The sequence below is a fragment of the Segatella copri genome (genome assembly GCF_051861805.1).
Classification (GTDB): Bacteria; Bacteroidota; Bacteroidia; order Bacteroidales; family Bacteroidaceae; genus Prevotella; species Prevotella copri_M.
In genome coordinates, this window is sequence record NZ_CP146520.1 from 2,671,970 (window position 1) to 2,685,457 (window position 13,488).

The following is a 13,488-nucleotide window of genomic DNA, read 5'->3' on the forward strand; positions in this document are numbered from 1 at the left end:
GAAAAATCTTACTCTAACCCTTTTTTGCTGATAAACACGTATAATTATACCGATATTTCTTACTTTCTGCAAGAAATTCTACTAATATAGTAATCTTTTTGATAATATTTTCTTTAAATTGAAAGAAAATGTGTACCTTTGCAACGGAAAATAAGAATGACGTGGGAGACAACTCCCAAAACGTACAAAAAAACAGAAGAAATACGTTAGGTTATGGATGTAGCAATCGTAAAATACAATGCCGGGAATATCTATTCCGTGGTCAACGCCATGAAGCGTCTGGGCATCGAGCCTGTGCTCACCGATGATGCCGAAATGCTCCAGAAAGCAGACCGTGTGCTGTTTCCAGGACAAGGTCAGGCAAGGGAAGCCATGGAGTACCTCAAGGATCACCAGTTGGACCAGGTAATCAAGAATCTCAAGCAGCCCGTTTTGGGCATCTGCGTGGGACAGCAGCTCCTGTGCCGACATTCTGAAGAGGGAGATGTAGACTGCATCGGCATCTTCGATGTGGATGTCAAGCGATTCCAGCCACAGAAGCACGAAGACAAAGTGCCGGCAATGGGATGGAACGAAATCTATGATTTGAAGACGGATTTGTATAAAGGATTATCCCATCCCTACTCCTATTTCGTCCATAGCTACTACGTGCCGCTCTGCGAGGAGACCATCGCCAAGGCTGATTACATCCTCCCCTACAGCGCATCGCTCCACAAGGACAACTTCTATACCTGCCAGTTCCACCCCGAAAAGAGTGGCAAGGTGGGAGAACAGATTTTAAAGAACTTCCTTGAAATATAACAGGGACATTCTGCCAAGCAAAGCAGTTTTTCCCGATGATATAGAATAGGATTAAACGCAATAAAAGAAATATGATAGAATTAATTCCTGCCATCGACTTGATTAACGGTCAGTGCGTGCGCCTGACCAAAGGCGATTACGACCAGAAGAAGGTCTATAACGACAACCCGGCAGAAGTGGCAAAACACTTTGAGCAGTTGGGATTTAAGCGACTCCACGTAGTGGATCTGGATGGAGCCAAGTCGAAGCATATCGTAAACGATGCGGTGTTGAAATCCATCACCACAGAGACGAATCTCGTGGTAGATTTCGGAGGCGGCATCAAGACCGAGGAAGACATAGAGAAGGCTTTCGCCGCTGGTGCCAGTATGGTAACCGTGGGCAGCATCGCCGTCACCAATCCCGACCTCTTCATGGAGTGGATGGATAAGTATGGTGCCGACAAGCTCATTCTGGGAGCCGACGTAAGAAACGGCAAGATTTCTATCAACGGCTGGAAAGAGGATTCATCAGAAGACCTCCTCCCGTTCCTCAAGAAATACATCGACAAGGGTGTGCGCTACGTGCTCTGCACGGAAATAAGCAAAGACGGCACCCTGCAAGGTCCTGCCATCAACCTGTATAAAGAGGTAATGGCAGCCTATCCTCAGCTCCACCTCATCGCCTCGGGCGGCGTAAGCTGCAACGAGGACATCGAGGCCCTGCAAGCCGCCGGCATCCCAGCCGTAGTCTTCGGCAAGGCATTCTACGAGGGAAAGATTGACGCTGACAAGCTAGTTAAAAGTTAATAGTTGATAGTTAACAGTTAATAGCTCGGAGCTATTCTCGACACGCCCTGAAAGGGCAGAAGCTCCTAGCCCAGGGCAACACCCTGGGTATAACAAAGATATAGGCAATCGCCCTGTAAGGGCAAAAGCTTCAATCGATAAGAATTTAAATACAATGGTCAAAGTTCAAAGTAAAAGCAAAGGCTTGGCAAAGCGAATCGTTCCTTGTCTCGACGTGAAGAACGGAGAAACCGTGAAGGGAACGAACTTCGTGAACCTGAGAAGCGCTGGCGACCCGGTGGAACTGGGAAAGGCCTATAGCGATGCAGGTGCCGACGAACTCGTGTTCCTCGACATCACCGCCAGCTTCGAAGAGCGCAAGACCTTTACAGACATGGTAACTCGCGTGGCTGCCGAAATCAACATCCCATTCACTGTGGGCGGCGGCATCAACGAGCTGAAGGACGTGGAACGACTCCTCAATGCAGGAGCCGACAAGGTGAGCATCAACAGTGCTGCCATCCGACATCCCGAGCTCATCAACGAGATTGCCAACCATTACGGTTCGCAGGTCTGTGTATGCGCCATTGATGCCCGCCTCGACCCAGACGGCTGGCATTGCTACGTTAAAGGCGGAAGAGAGAGAGTAGAACTGGGCTTGTTCGACTGGGCAAAGGAAGTGGCCGACCGTGGTGCGGGTGAGATTCTCTTCACCAGTATGGATCACGACGGTGTAAAACAAGGATTCGCCAACGAAGCCCTCGCCCGTCTTGCCGAAGAAGTAAGTATTCCGATCATCGCTTCGGGTGGTGCCGGCAAGATGGAGCATTTCCGTGATGCCTTCACCCTGGGAAAGGCAGATGCAGCCCTTGCTGCCAGCGTCTTCCACTTCGGCGAAATCGCCATACCTGACCTGAAAAAATACCTCCGCAGCGAAGGTATCAACGTCAGACTGTAAAGGCAGGGAAATCAAGGCAGGATACCCTGATTATATTTGCCTTAAGGATAAATATATTTAGTCTTAAGGATAAATTTATTTAGCCTTAAGGGAAAATATTTCTAGACTTAGCGAGACGTTTCCCCCAAGAATATGGGGAGAAGGACAAAACAAAGGACAAACAGATAAAATTGTAAAGATAAAATGGAAATAGATTTTGAAAAAATGGGCGGACTTGTTCCAGCCATCATCCAGGATGCCGTAACCAAGAACGTCCTGATGCTGGGCTTCATGAACAGGGAAGCATACGATAAGACCATCGAAACCAAGAAGGTTACCTTCTGGAGCCGTTCACGCAACTGTCTTTGGACCAAGGGCGAGACATCGGGCAACTTCCTCAACCTGGTCAGCATCCAGATTGACTGCGACAACGACACCTTCCTGGTAAAGGTTCATCCAGACGGTCCTACCTGTCACAAGGGCACCGACACCTGCTGGGCAGAGGAGAACACCCTGAACCCAATCCTCTTCCTCTCGGAGCTGCAGGACTTCATCAACAAGCGCCACGAAGAGATGCCTGAGGGTAGCTACACCACAAGCCTGTTTAAGAAAGGCGTGAACAAGATGGCGCAAAAGGTTGGAGAAGAAGCCATTGAGACCGTCATCGAAGCTACCAACGGCACCGACGATAAGCTCATCTACGAGAGTTCCGACCTGCTCTACCATCTCATCGTGCTGCTCACCAGCAAGGGTCTGCGAATCGAGGATGTAGTAAAGGAGCTGCAAATGCGACACGACCCGGAATGGGATAAGAAGCGCCGCGTAGCAAAGAGCAAGGGCGAAATGAAATAATATATCTAGCTCAAGGCTATCTTGCAGCTGCACGCCCTGAAAGGGCAGAAACCCCTAGCCCAGGGCAACGCCCTGGGTATAATAAAGATATTGGCAATACGCCCTGAAAGGGCAAAAGCTTTTAAGTACATTAAATAAAGGAGAAAAAATTAGGATGTTAATAGATTATCAAAACGTCAGCATATACCAGGCTGAGAAATGCGTACTCAAGAGCGTCAACTTCCATGTAGACGAAGGCGAGTTCGCTTATCTCATCGGTAAGGTGGGCTCAGGAAAGAGCTCGCTCCTGAAAACCCTCTACTGCGAGCTCGACCTCGTGGAGGGCGAGACCGACAAGGCAGAAATCCTGGGCAGAGACCTGAAGACCATCCGCCGCAAGGACATTCCAGCCCTGCGAAAGGAAATGGGCATCATCTTCCAGGACTTCCAGTTGCTCCACGACCGCACCGTGCGCAAGAACTTCGAGTTCGTGCTCAAGGCCACCGGATGGAAAAACAAGAAGGATAGAGACAAACGCATCGAAGAGGTGCTCAACGAGGTGGGCATGATCGAGAAAATCGACAAGATGCCTCATGAACTCTCGGGCGGAGAACAGCAGCGTGTGGCCATCGCCCGTGCCCTGCTCAACAACCCGAAGATCATCATCGCCGATGAGCCAACGGGAAATCTCGACCCCGAAACAGCCAGCAACATCGTGAGCCTCCTAAAGGATATCACCAAGCAAGGCACAGCTGTTGTGATGACAACCCATAACATCCCAATGCTCGACAAGTTCCCGGGCATCGTATATCGCTGCAAGGACGGCGTGCTCCACGACGTGACCAACGAGTACAACCGCATCGACCTTACGGAAGATGGCGAGGAGAATTAATTAAAGAACAATAAAAATCAAACATTTAAATAATATTACGACTATGAAGGTAATGAAATTCGGAGGTACTTCTGTAGGCTCACCAGAGCGCATGAAGGGAGTAGCCTCTTTGGTTACAGAATCAGGTGAACCAACTTTCATCGTATTGTCTGCGATGAGCGGTACAACAAACTCTCTCGTTGAGATCTCTGACTATCTTTACAAGAAGAACCCAGAGGGCGCCAACGAGGTAATCAACAACTTGGAGAAGAAATACATGCAGCACGTGGAAGAGCTCTACTCTACCGAGGAGATGAAGCAGACCACACGCGAGTTCTTGCAGGGCGAGTTCAACTATCTCCGCTCTTTCACCAAAGACCTCTTCACTTCTTTCGAGGAGAAGAGCATCGTGGCTCAGGGCGAGATGATGAGCACCAACATGGTTGTAAACTACTTGAAGGAACAGGGCGTAAAGGCTGTATTGCTCAACGCTTTAGACTTCATGCGCACAGATAAGAACGCAGAGCCAGACCCACAGTATATCAAGGAGAAGTTGGCTGCCATCATGGAGCAGAACGAGGGCTACCAGATTTATATCACCCAGGGATTCATCTGCCGCAACGCTTACGGCGAGATCGACAACCTGCAGCGTGGTGGTAGCGACTACACCGCATCTCTTATCGGTGCAGCCCTGCCAGCTGACGAGATTCAGATCTGGACCGATATCGACGGTATGCACAACAACGACCCTCGTGTCGTAGAGCACACAGAGGCAGTTCGCCAGCTGAACTTCGAGGAGGCTGCCGAGTTGGCTTACTTCGGGGCCAAGATTCTCCACCCTACCTGCGTTCAGCCAGCCAAGTATGCCGGCATCCCAGTTCGCCTGAAGAACACCATGGATCCTAAGGCAGACGGTACCATCATCGACAACGTTATCGTACGTGGCAAGATCAAGGCAGTAGCTGCCAAGGACAACATCACAGCCATCAAGATCAAGAGTAGCCGCATGTTGCTCGCCACAGGTTTCCTGCGCAAGGTATTCGAGATTTTCGAGAGCTACCAGACTCCAATCGACATGATTGCTACATCTGAGGTAGGTGTGAGCATGAGTATCGATAACGACGCTCACCTCAACGACATCGTGAACGAGCTGAAGAAGTATGGTACAGTGACCGTAGATTCAGACATGTGTATCATCTGCGTGGTAGGTGACCTGGATTGGAGCAACGTAGGCTTCGAGACCATCGCTACCGATGCAATGAAGAACATCCCAGTGCGCATGATTTCTTACGGTGGTTCCAACTACAACATCTCATTCCTCATCAAGGAGAAGGATAAGAAGCAGGCATTGCAGAACTTGAGCAACGTATTGTTCGAGAAGTAATCACATATTCAATATCTCCGCCCCATCGGGGGGCGGAGATATATTCTGATTTAACTATAATAAGATATTAATTTAAGAATAAACGAAATGAAAGGAACATTTCCGATAGATAAGTTTCAGGAGATACAGACTCCGTTCTACTACTACGACACCAACGTGTTGCGCCAGACCTTGAAGGTCATCAACCAGGAGGCAGGCAAGCACGAGGGCTTTGAGGTTCACTATGCCGTGAAGGCAAACGCCAACCCTAAGGTGCTCAACATCATCTGCCAGGCTGGTTTGGGTGCCGACTGTGTGAGCGGAGGAGAGATTCAGGCAGCTATCAATGCCGGATTCCCAGCCAATAAGATTGTATATGCAGGCGTAGGCAAGAGCGATTGGGAAATCAACCTCGGTTTGGACAAGGGCATCTTCTGCTTCAACGTAGAGAGCATCCCTGAGTTGGAAATCATCAACGAACTCGCCGAGAAGAAGAACAAGATTGCACAGGTGTGCTTCCGCATCAACCCAGACGTAGGTGCGCATACACATGCCAACATCACTACAGGCTTGGCAGAAAACAAGTTTGGTATCGCCATGCGCGACATGGAGAGCGTCATCGAGGAGGCTTCCAAAATGAAGAACATCAAGTTCCTGGGTCTCCATTTCCACATTGGCAGTCAGATACTTGACATGGGTGACTTCGAGGCTCTCTGCAACCGCATCAACGAGCTGCAGAACCAGCTGGAGGCTCATCACATCGTAGTAAAGAACATTAATGTAGGCGGTGGATTGGGTATCGATTACAACCATCCAAACCGTGTGCCTATCCCTGACTTCAAGGATTACTTCGATACATACGCCAAGAAACTGAAGCTGCGCGATGGTCAGAAGTTACACTTCGAGCTGGGTCGTGCCGTGGTAGGACAGATGGGTTCGCTCATCACCAAGACCCTCTACATCAAGCAGGGCACAGCCAAGCAGTTTGCCATCGTTGATGCGGGTATGACCGATCTGATTCGCCCTGCCCTCTATCAGGCATATCATAAGATAGAGAACATCTCAAGCGACGAACCTGTTGAGACATACGATGTGGTAGGTCCTATCTGCGAGTCGAGCGATGTATTTGCCAAGGCGATTGATTTGAACAAGACCCATCGTGGCGACCTCATCGCCCTCCGCTCAGCCGGAGCCTACGGTGAGATCATGGCGAGCCAGTACAACTGCCGCCAGTTGCCAAAGGGCTACATTACAGAAGACTTTTAATTCGGTTGAGAATTAAGAGTTTACAGTTAAGAGATATTTCTTGATTACGAGAAAAAAAGAAATGATGACAATTAGTTTAACTACTATCATAGCAGGCGCAGTGGTGGTTTTATTGGCAATCCTCGGATCGCTGATAAATCCATTTCTGCGCTCGTTGCGCTTTCCGGATATAGAGGAAGCCGACATTGATTCAGAGGGAGTTACAGAAGATGGTTCAAGCAATGAATCAAAACCTTCTGATGCAGAAAGCGGTGCGAATGTACCCGTTTCCGTACTGATTACGGCCCACGACAACCTGCCGGAACTGGAGCGCAACCTTCCGATGTTCCTGAACCAGAAGCATGCCGCCGATTACCAGGTAATCGTGGTTTGCCAGAGCACGGATGGCGAGACGCAGGACTATCTGAAGCGCATGGCTGCCGAGAACCCTCACCTCTACTATACGTATATCCCTGAGAGTTCCCGCTATATGAGCCGCAAGAAACTGCAGATTACGCTGGGCGTAAAGGCGGCTAAGTATGAGTGGATTATCCTCACCGAGCCTACCTGCAAGCCGGAGAACGACAAGTGGCTGGCCACCATGGCACGCAACTGCCAGGACCCTAACCATCTGGTTCTGGGATACGTAAGTCTGGACAACGAGACCAAGAGCGTTCGCCGCTTCGACAGCATCCGCAAGGCATTCTATCTGCTTCGCCGTGCCCAGCACAGTTATGGCTATCGCAGTCACATGCCCAACGTGGCGTTCCGCAAGAGCGACTTCATGCGCGAACAGGGCTACCAGGGCAACCTGGAGTATGTGCGTGGCGAATACGACTTCCTGGTAAACAAGTATGCCGCATTCGGAGATACCGCCGTAGAACTGGACTGCGATGCCTGGCTCACCCGTGATGAGCCAACCAACAAGGCTTGGCACAATGCCCACCTCTATCACCAGGCATCCCTGAAGAGTCTGGAGCGTGCTGCCAGCATGCGCACCCTGATGTTCTTCGACCATCTGATGCCTCATCTCAGTCTGCTGGCATCGATAGCCGTATTGGCATACGCCATCTTCATGCAGAATTGGATTCTGACCGGCATCGCAGGTTTCGCCCTGCTGCTGCTCTTCGTCCTCCGCATGATCATCGCCAACAAGGCCGTCAAGCACTTCGACGACGACATTGCCATCTTCAAGTTGCCATTCCTGGAGTATGGCATCATCTGGCGCAATCTCGCCAACAAGATGAGATACTGGCGAGCAGACAAGAACGACTTTACAAGTCATAAGTTATAAAACATTATTAAAGAGAAAAAACGATGAGAATCTATTTGTTCATTTCCAAGGAGAAGAAAATGCTTCAGATGTATCTACCTTACATCGAAGCATTGAACCAGAAGTTTGACATCTGCCAGAACCTGGCAGATGCCGACATAGTGTTGATATTCGGAGCATGGACAAGAAAGGGTGCCCAACTTGCCAGCAAATCGCGCAAGATGGGTATCCCATACATCGTTTGCCCACTGGGCGACATCTCCGAGCGCAATCGCCAGAATCCGCATCTGAAGCGCATGATGCAGACCCTGATGTACCAGAAGAGCATGTACAAGCATGCCAACCTGCTGGTGGCGAGCACGCCGATGGAGAGAAACTATCTGATGAAACTGGGCTGGAACAACCGCGTCATCCTGACCCGATACTTCGGCTACAGTCATCTCACCACCCTCGACGGCATGATGCACGACTGGAACGACACCAGTCTCACTACCCTCTCCGACTACGAGCAGCGCAAGGCTGAAGCCATCGCCAAGCAGACGGAGCAGCCCATCATCGCCCAAATCATGCAGATACAGAGCCGCATGCCGCATCAGAACATTCCGCAAAGCTATCTCGACGACCTGCATACCTTATTATATGCAGACAATTATGACGAGGATGCCATCAACGAGGAACTCAGGAAACTGAAACTGGAAGATTATGCCGCCGCCGTGTTCCAGGCAATGACCGACAAGACGGGACTTACCGAGGGATTCATGCCGCTGCCTGCCAGGAAAAGCAGGAAGAGCAAGGAGATTCTGAAGTACGTAAAGTAGCTGAAAAACTAGAAAAACAGAGAAAACAACGACAAAATGAGCTGATGGGGTGACAGTAGTTGACCTGCATCAAGCCGCCAACTGCCACTTCTTGACGTGAGTCAAAAAAAGGCCGTTTTTCATCATTTTGTCATGCCATTGTTGCTGATATTCAAAAAAAAGGCATTACCTTTGCACTCGAAAAGAAGAAACAACAAGTTCTGAGCAATCAGGACGGAAGGTTTCAAGTAAGAGAGATTGTTACAGGATAATATGTGAAACAGGAGTCCGAAACACGACGGCTCCACAAAAAACAGAGAAAGGAAAAAATTATGATGACAACAGTAATGGCACTTGCAGTAGTAGCAGTGATGATTGCAAAGGCAATCAATGTAAACAACCACATCGAGATGGGTAAGTAATTACTCCATCACCTTGTTGAAGTTGTTGAAAAAAGAAAAAAGGGCTAACAGAAGCCCAAGTATTAACATGATTAAAGAGAAAGGATAACAGTTATGAAAAATTTGATGAACACTATCAAGAAGGCTTTGAAGGCTTTCATTGATAACTACATGAACGCCATGACATTATATGGCGAGGCTATCAGTAAAGGTCGTGGTTGTGCTTGCGCATAACCCCCTCCTCGAAGAGAGTTAGAAAAGTAGTAAACTCGAAAAGAGTTAGAAAAGTGGTTAAGATGCACCAAGTTAAAGCATCTTCTTAAATGAATGTAATTACGTTACGATATACCGGAAGCGTGCAGGAACCAGTTTCTTGCACGCTTTTTTTGTGTCTTTTCCAAACCTCATGCCTACATCTGCCATAACGTCTTCAAAAACTCATCACTTTCAGTTAATATAGATTAAATTTCTGTCAATTTATCGTCTATTTCAGATTTTCTCTTTACTTTTGCATTCAATTATCACGGGGTGCTGATAGATTCGGCTGAGATTATACCCATTGAACCTGATGCAGGTAATGCTGACGCAGGAAACTGATTTTAAGTACAATCCCATCTGCTTCTTTCTGGCAAGAAGCGAAGAATCTTTCAGAAAATGTACCCGTGTTTACAAAGTTGGAGTATATAAATGTAAATATAGGAAAATTATGAAAGTAATGATCAACAACAAAGAGACAGAGACTCAGGCAAAGACCGTAAAGGAACTTGCACAGGAGCTCGACCTTCCAGCCACAGGCTGCGCTGTAGCCATCAGCAACGAGATGGTGCCACGTGATGAATGGGAAAACCGCCTTATCCAGGAGGGTGCCGACATCGTAATCGTGAAAGCATTCTGCGGAGGATAAGGTATAGTTTTTAGTTTATAGTTTATAGGGCTATGGCAAAAATACCTTTAGACAGTTTTCAACTGCAGTTCATCTCTCACCAGAATGAGAAGATGACTTACCTGGATGGCATCCACGAGGCGATAACGGGACTCTGCAGATGGGTTCAGCTCCGCATGAAGGATGCCTCTGATAATGAAGTGCGCCCCATCGCCTACAAGGTGAAGGAATGGTGCAAGAGCATGAATGTTACCTTCATCATCGACGACCGTGTGGAACTGGTGAAAGAGGTGGGTGCCGACGGCGTGCATCTGGGCAAGAACGATATGCCGATTGCCGAAGCCCGCAAGATTCTGGGCGACGACTTCATCATCGGTGGTACGGCAAATACCTTCGAGGATATAAAGGCTCACTATGAGGCTGGTGCCGATTACATCGGTTGCGGTCCGTTCCGCTTCACCACCACCAAGGAGAAGCTCTCTCCTATCCTCGGTCTTGAAGGATATAAGGAAATCATCCAGAAGATGAAGGCAGAAAATATCGATATCCCAATCGTTGCCATAGGTGGCATCACCAAGGAGGATATCCCCGAAATCATGAAGACGGGAGTTAACGGCATCGCCCTCAGCGGCTGCATCCTCAATGCCAAGGATCCGGCATCAGAAACCCATGACATCATGGAAATGATGAGGGAATTCAGATATACAAACATCTGATGGAGGAATCAAAATAAGCAAATATTTAAAAATAACAATACAAAAAATGGAAAAATTAGTAATTGCAGGACGAGAGTTCAACTCCCGCCTCTTCCTCGGAACAGGAAAGTTCAACAACAACCAGCTCATGGCTGAAGCCATCAAGGCTTCTGAAACAGAAATGGTAACCGTTGCCATGAAGCGTATCGAACTCGAAGACAAGCAGGACGACTTGCTCTCTCATATCGTGCAGAACCCAAATATCCAGCTCCTTCCTAACACCAGTGGCGTGCGCAACGCCGAGGAGGCTGTATTCGCAGCACAGATGGCTCGCGAGGCTTTCGGAACCAACTGGCTCAAGCTTGAAATCCACCCAGACCCTCGCTATCTTCTTCCAGACTCTATCGAGACGCTGAAGGCTACCGAGAAACTGGTAAAGCTCGGTTTCGTGGTATTGCCATATTGCCAGGCAGACCCTACACTCTGCAAGCACCTCGAAGAGGCTGGTGCTGCTACCGTGATGCCACTCGCTGCACCTATCGGTACCAACAAGGGTTTGAGAATGAAGGACTTCCTGCAGATCATCATCGAGCAGGCTACTGTTCCTGTGGTAGTAGATGCAGGTATCGGTGCGCCTAGCCACGCAGCCGAGGCCATGGAGATGGGTGCCAGCGCTTGCTTGGTCAACACAGCCATCGCCGTAGCCGGAGACCCAGTAGAAATGGCTAAGGCATTCAAGGAGGCAGTGGTATGCGGTCGCCGTGCTTACGAGGCAGGTCTCGGAGCCATCAGCGATTGTGCCGAGGCAAGTTCTCCACTCACCGCATTCCTCAACGACTAATTACACATTATTATATTATATACATTATTACATATATAATACATAGTCTAGTATAACAACATTAAATATAACAACGACATTATAATGCCAAACGATAAGAAAGCTTACGCCCAGAGAGAAAAGGCGTATATGCAGGGAAAACTTTTCCCACAGATCAAGGTTGGAATGACCAAGGTTAACCTCACTCCTACTGTTGTGAAGGATGAGCGCGGCATTCCTCATACAGAGCCAAACGCTCCGGTTTACATCTACGATACCAGCGGTCCTTACAGCGACCCTAACTATCAGGTAGACTTGAAGAAGGGCTTGCCAAGAATGCGCGAGCAGTGGATTATCGACCGCAACGATACCGAGCAGCTCAAGGAGGTTACCAGCGAGTATGGCAAGCAGCGTCTTGCTGACCATAGCCTCGACCACCTCCGCTTCGAGCACATCCAGTTGCCTCGCCGTGCACAGGCTGGCAAGCACATCACACAGATGGCTTACGCCAAGGCGGGCATCGTGACTCCAGAGATGGAGTATGTGTCCATCCGTGAGAACATGAACTGCCAGGAGTTGGGCATCGATACCCATATCACCCCTGAGTATGTGCGTGATGAGATTGCACGCGGACGTGCCGTTCTTCCTGCCAACATCAACCACCCGGAGAGCGAACCGATGATCATCGGCCGCAACTTCCTCGTGAAGATCAATACCAACATCGGAAACTCTGCCACTACCTCCAGCATCGAGGAAGAGGTGGATAAGGCTGTATGGTCTTGCAAGTGGGGAGGCGATACCTTGATGGACCTCTCTACCGGTGACAACATCCACGAAACCCGTGAATGGATTGTGCGCAACTGCCCTGTGCCAGTAGGAACCGTGCCTATCTACCAGGCTTTGGAGAAGGTAAACGGCAAGGTAGAGGATCTGAACTGGGAGGTATTCCGTGATACCCTCATCGAGCAGTGCGAGCAGGGTGTTGACTACTTCACCATCCATGCCGGCATCCGTCGCCACAACGTGCATCTCGCCGATAGCCGTCTCTGCGGTATCGTGAGCCGTGGCGGTAGTATCATGAGCAAGTGGTGTCTCTACCACGACCAGGAGAGCTTCCTCTATGAGCACTTCGACGACATCTGCGACATCGTGGCACAGTACGACGTAGCCCTTTCTTTGGGCGATGGTCTGCGCCCAGGCTGTATCGCCGATGCCAACGACGCAGCCCAGTTTGCCGAGTTGGATACCATGGGCGAACTCGTTACCCGTGCCTGGGACAAGAACGTGCAGGCATTCATCGAGGGTCCTGGTCACGTGCCATTGCAGAAGATCAAGGAGAACATGGAGCGCCAGCTCGACCACTGTCACGAGGCACCATTCTACACCCTCGGCCCATTGGTTACCGATATCGCTCCAGGTTACGACCACATCACATCCGCCATCGGTGGCGCCCAGATAGCATGGCTCGGCACCGCCATGCTCTGCTATGTAACACCAAAGGAGCACCTTGCCTTGCCTAACAAGGAAGATGTGCGCACAGGTGTGGTAACCTATAAGATTGCCGCTCATGCAGCCGATTTGGCAAAGGGTCATCCAGGTGCAACCATCCGCGACAACGCCCTCTCCAAAGCCCGCTTCGAGTTCCGCTGGAGAGACCAGTTCCACCTCTCTCTCGACCCAGAGCTCGCCTTGAAGTATTTCGAGGAGGCAGGTCATACAGACGGTGAGTACTGCACCATGTGTGGTCCAAACTTCTGCGCAGCCAAGTTGACACACGATTTGAGAAAGTTTAAAAAGTAAGAAA

The 13,488-nt window shown here is 49.5% G+C and carries 13 protein-coding genes and 1 riboswitch; all 13 genes read left to right on the top strand.

What is annotated here, in order from left to right; all coding sequences use genetic code 11:
* Positions 1-213 precede the first annotated feature (213 nt).
* The 13 genes from hisH to thiC all read left to right on the top strand — a co-directional run bounded on the left by hisH (position 214) and on the right by thiC (position 13,484).
* Positions 214-801, top strand: a complete 588-nt coding sequence (gene hisH, locus V8Z93_RS10475; RefSeq protein ID WP_217762984.1) for an imidazole glycerol phosphate synthase subunit HisH — start codon at positions 214-216, stop codon at positions 799-801.
* A 71-nt stretch (positions 802-872) separates the two neighbouring features.
* Positions 873-1,589 (top strand): 1-(5-phosphoribosyl)-5-[(5-phosphoribosylamino)methylideneamino]imidazole-4-carboxamide isomerase, encoded by a 717-nt coding sequence (hisA, locus tag V8Z93_RS10480; protein ID WP_217762983.1) that lies wholly within the window; start codon positions 873-875, stop codon positions 1,587-1,589.
* A 154-nt stretch (positions 1,590-1,743) separates the two neighbouring features.
* Entirely contained in the window at positions 1,744-2,526 is a 783-nt protein-coding gene (gene hisF, locus V8Z93_RS10485; RefSeq protein WP_217762982.1) for an imidazole glycerol phosphate synthase subunit HisF, read from the top strand.
* 183 nt (positions 2,527-2,709) lie between these two features.
* Entirely contained in the window at positions 2,710-3,357 is a 648-nt protein-coding gene (gene hisIE, locus V8Z93_RS10490; protein ID WP_203040657.1) for a bifunctional phosphoribosyl-AMP cyclohydrolase/phosphoribosyl-ATP diphosphatase HisIE, read from the top strand.
* A 154-nt stretch (positions 3,358-3,511) separates the two neighbouring features.
* Positions 3,512-4,228 (top strand): cell division ATP-binding protein FtsE, encoded by a 717-nt coding sequence (locus V8Z93_RS10495; RefSeq protein WP_217762981.1) that lies wholly within the window; start codon positions 3,512-3,514, stop codon positions 4,226-4,228.
* Positions 4,229-4,271: 43 nt separating this feature from the next.
* Entirely contained in the window at positions 4,272-5,591 is a 1,320-nt protein-coding gene (locus V8Z93_RS10500) for an aspartate kinase (RefSeq protein ID WP_203049436.1), read from the top strand.
* A gap of 87 nt (positions 5,592-5,678) precedes the next feature.
* Complete coding sequence (lysA, locus tag V8Z93_RS10505; RefSeq protein WP_203040654.1) at positions 5,679-6,836, top strand: diaminopimelate decarboxylase; 1,158 nt, start codon at positions 5,679-5,681, stop codon at positions 6,834-6,836.
* 61 nt (positions 6,837-6,897) lie between these two features.
* A complete protein-coding gene (locus tag V8Z93_RS10510; RefSeq protein ID WP_439431472.1) occupies positions 6,898-8,109 on the top strand; it encodes a glycosyltransferase in 1,212 nt (403 codons plus the stop codon).
* Between the two features lie 23 nt (positions 8,110-8,132).
* On the top strand, positions 8,133-8,906 hold the full coding sequence (locus tag V8Z93_RS10515; protein WP_203040652.1) for a hypothetical protein: 774 nt from the start codon (positions 8,133-8,135) through the stop codon (positions 8,904-8,906).
* 896 nt (positions 8,907-9,802) lie between these two features.
* A riboswitch (TPP riboswitch) is annotated at positions 9,803-9,895 on the top strand.
* Between the two features lie 97 nt (positions 9,896-9,992).
* Complete coding sequence (gene thiS, locus V8Z93_RS10520; RefSeq protein ID WP_203040651.1) at positions 9,993-10,190, top strand: sulfur carrier protein ThiS; 198 nt, start codon at positions 9,993-9,995, stop codon at positions 10,188-10,190.
* Between the two features lie 32 nt (positions 10,191-10,222).
* On the top strand, positions 10,223-10,885 hold the full coding sequence (locus V8Z93_RS10525; protein ID WP_439431473.1) for a thiamine phosphate synthase: 663 nt from the start codon (positions 10,223-10,225) through the stop codon (positions 10,883-10,885).
* Between the two features lie 46 nt (positions 10,886-10,931).
* Positions 10,932-11,705, top strand: coding sequence for a thiazole synthase (locus V8Z93_RS10530; protein ID WP_089542780.1), 774 nt, complete (start codon positions 10,932-10,934; stop codon positions 11,703-11,705).
* Positions 11,706-11,789: 84 nt separating this feature from the next.
* Positions 11,790-13,484, top strand: coding sequence for a phosphomethylpyrimidine synthase ThiC (gene thiC / locus V8Z93_RS10535; protein ID WP_439431474.1), 1,695 nt, complete (start codon positions 11,790-11,792; stop codon positions 13,482-13,484).
* The last annotated feature ends 4 nt before the right edge of the window (positions 13,485-13,488 follow it).

Bases quoted from the DNA above. Each gene is read 5' to 3' on its own strand.
- V8Z93_RS10510 (WP_439431472.1), top strand. From the start codon at position 6,898: ATGATGACAATTAGTTTAACTACTATCATAGCAGGCGCAGTGGTGGTT.
- hisF (WP_217762982.1), top strand. From the start codon at position 1,744: ATGGTCAAAGTTCAAAGTAAAAGCAAAGGCTTGGCAAAGCGAATCGTT.
- V8Z93_RS10525 (WP_439431473.1), top strand. From the start codon at position 10,223: ATGGCAAAAATACCTTTAGACAGTTTTCAACTGCAGTTCATCTCTCAC.
- hisA (WP_217762983.1), top strand. From the start codon at position 873: ATGATAGAATTAATTCCTGCCATCGACTTGATTAACGGTCAGTGCGTG.
- hisIE (WP_203040657.1), top strand. From the start codon at position 2,710: ATGGAAATAGATTTTGAAAAAATGGGCGGACTTGTTCCAGCCATCATC.
- thiS (WP_203040651.1), top strand. From the start codon at position 9,993: ATGAAAGTAATGATCAACAACAAAGAGACAGAGACTCAGGCAAAGACC.
- V8Z93_RS10530 (WP_089542780.1), top strand. From the start codon at position 10,932: ATGGAAAAATTAGTAATTGCAGGACGAGAGTTCAACTCCCGCCTCTTC.
- V8Z93_RS10515 (WP_203040652.1), top strand. From the start codon at position 8,133: ATGAGAATCTATTTGTTCATTTCCAAGGAGAAGAAAATGCTTCAGATG.
- thiC (WP_439431474.1), top strand. From the start codon at position 11,790: ATGCCAAACGATAAGAAAGCTTACGCCCAGAGAGAAAAGGCGTATATG.
- lysA (WP_203040654.1), top strand. From the start codon at position 5,679: ATGAAAGGAACATTTCCGATAGATAAGTTTCAGGAGATACAGACTCCG.
- V8Z93_RS10495 (WP_217762981.1), top strand. From the start codon at position 3,512: ATGTTAATAGATTATCAAAACGTCAGCATATACCAGGCTGAGAAATGC.
- V8Z93_RS10500 (WP_203049436.1), top strand. From the start codon at position 4,272: ATGAAGGTAATGAAATTCGGAGGTACTTCTGTAGGCTCACCAGAGCGC.
- hisH (WP_217762984.1), top strand. From the start codon at position 214: ATGGATGTAGCAATCGTAAAATACAATGCCGGGAATATCTATTCCGTG.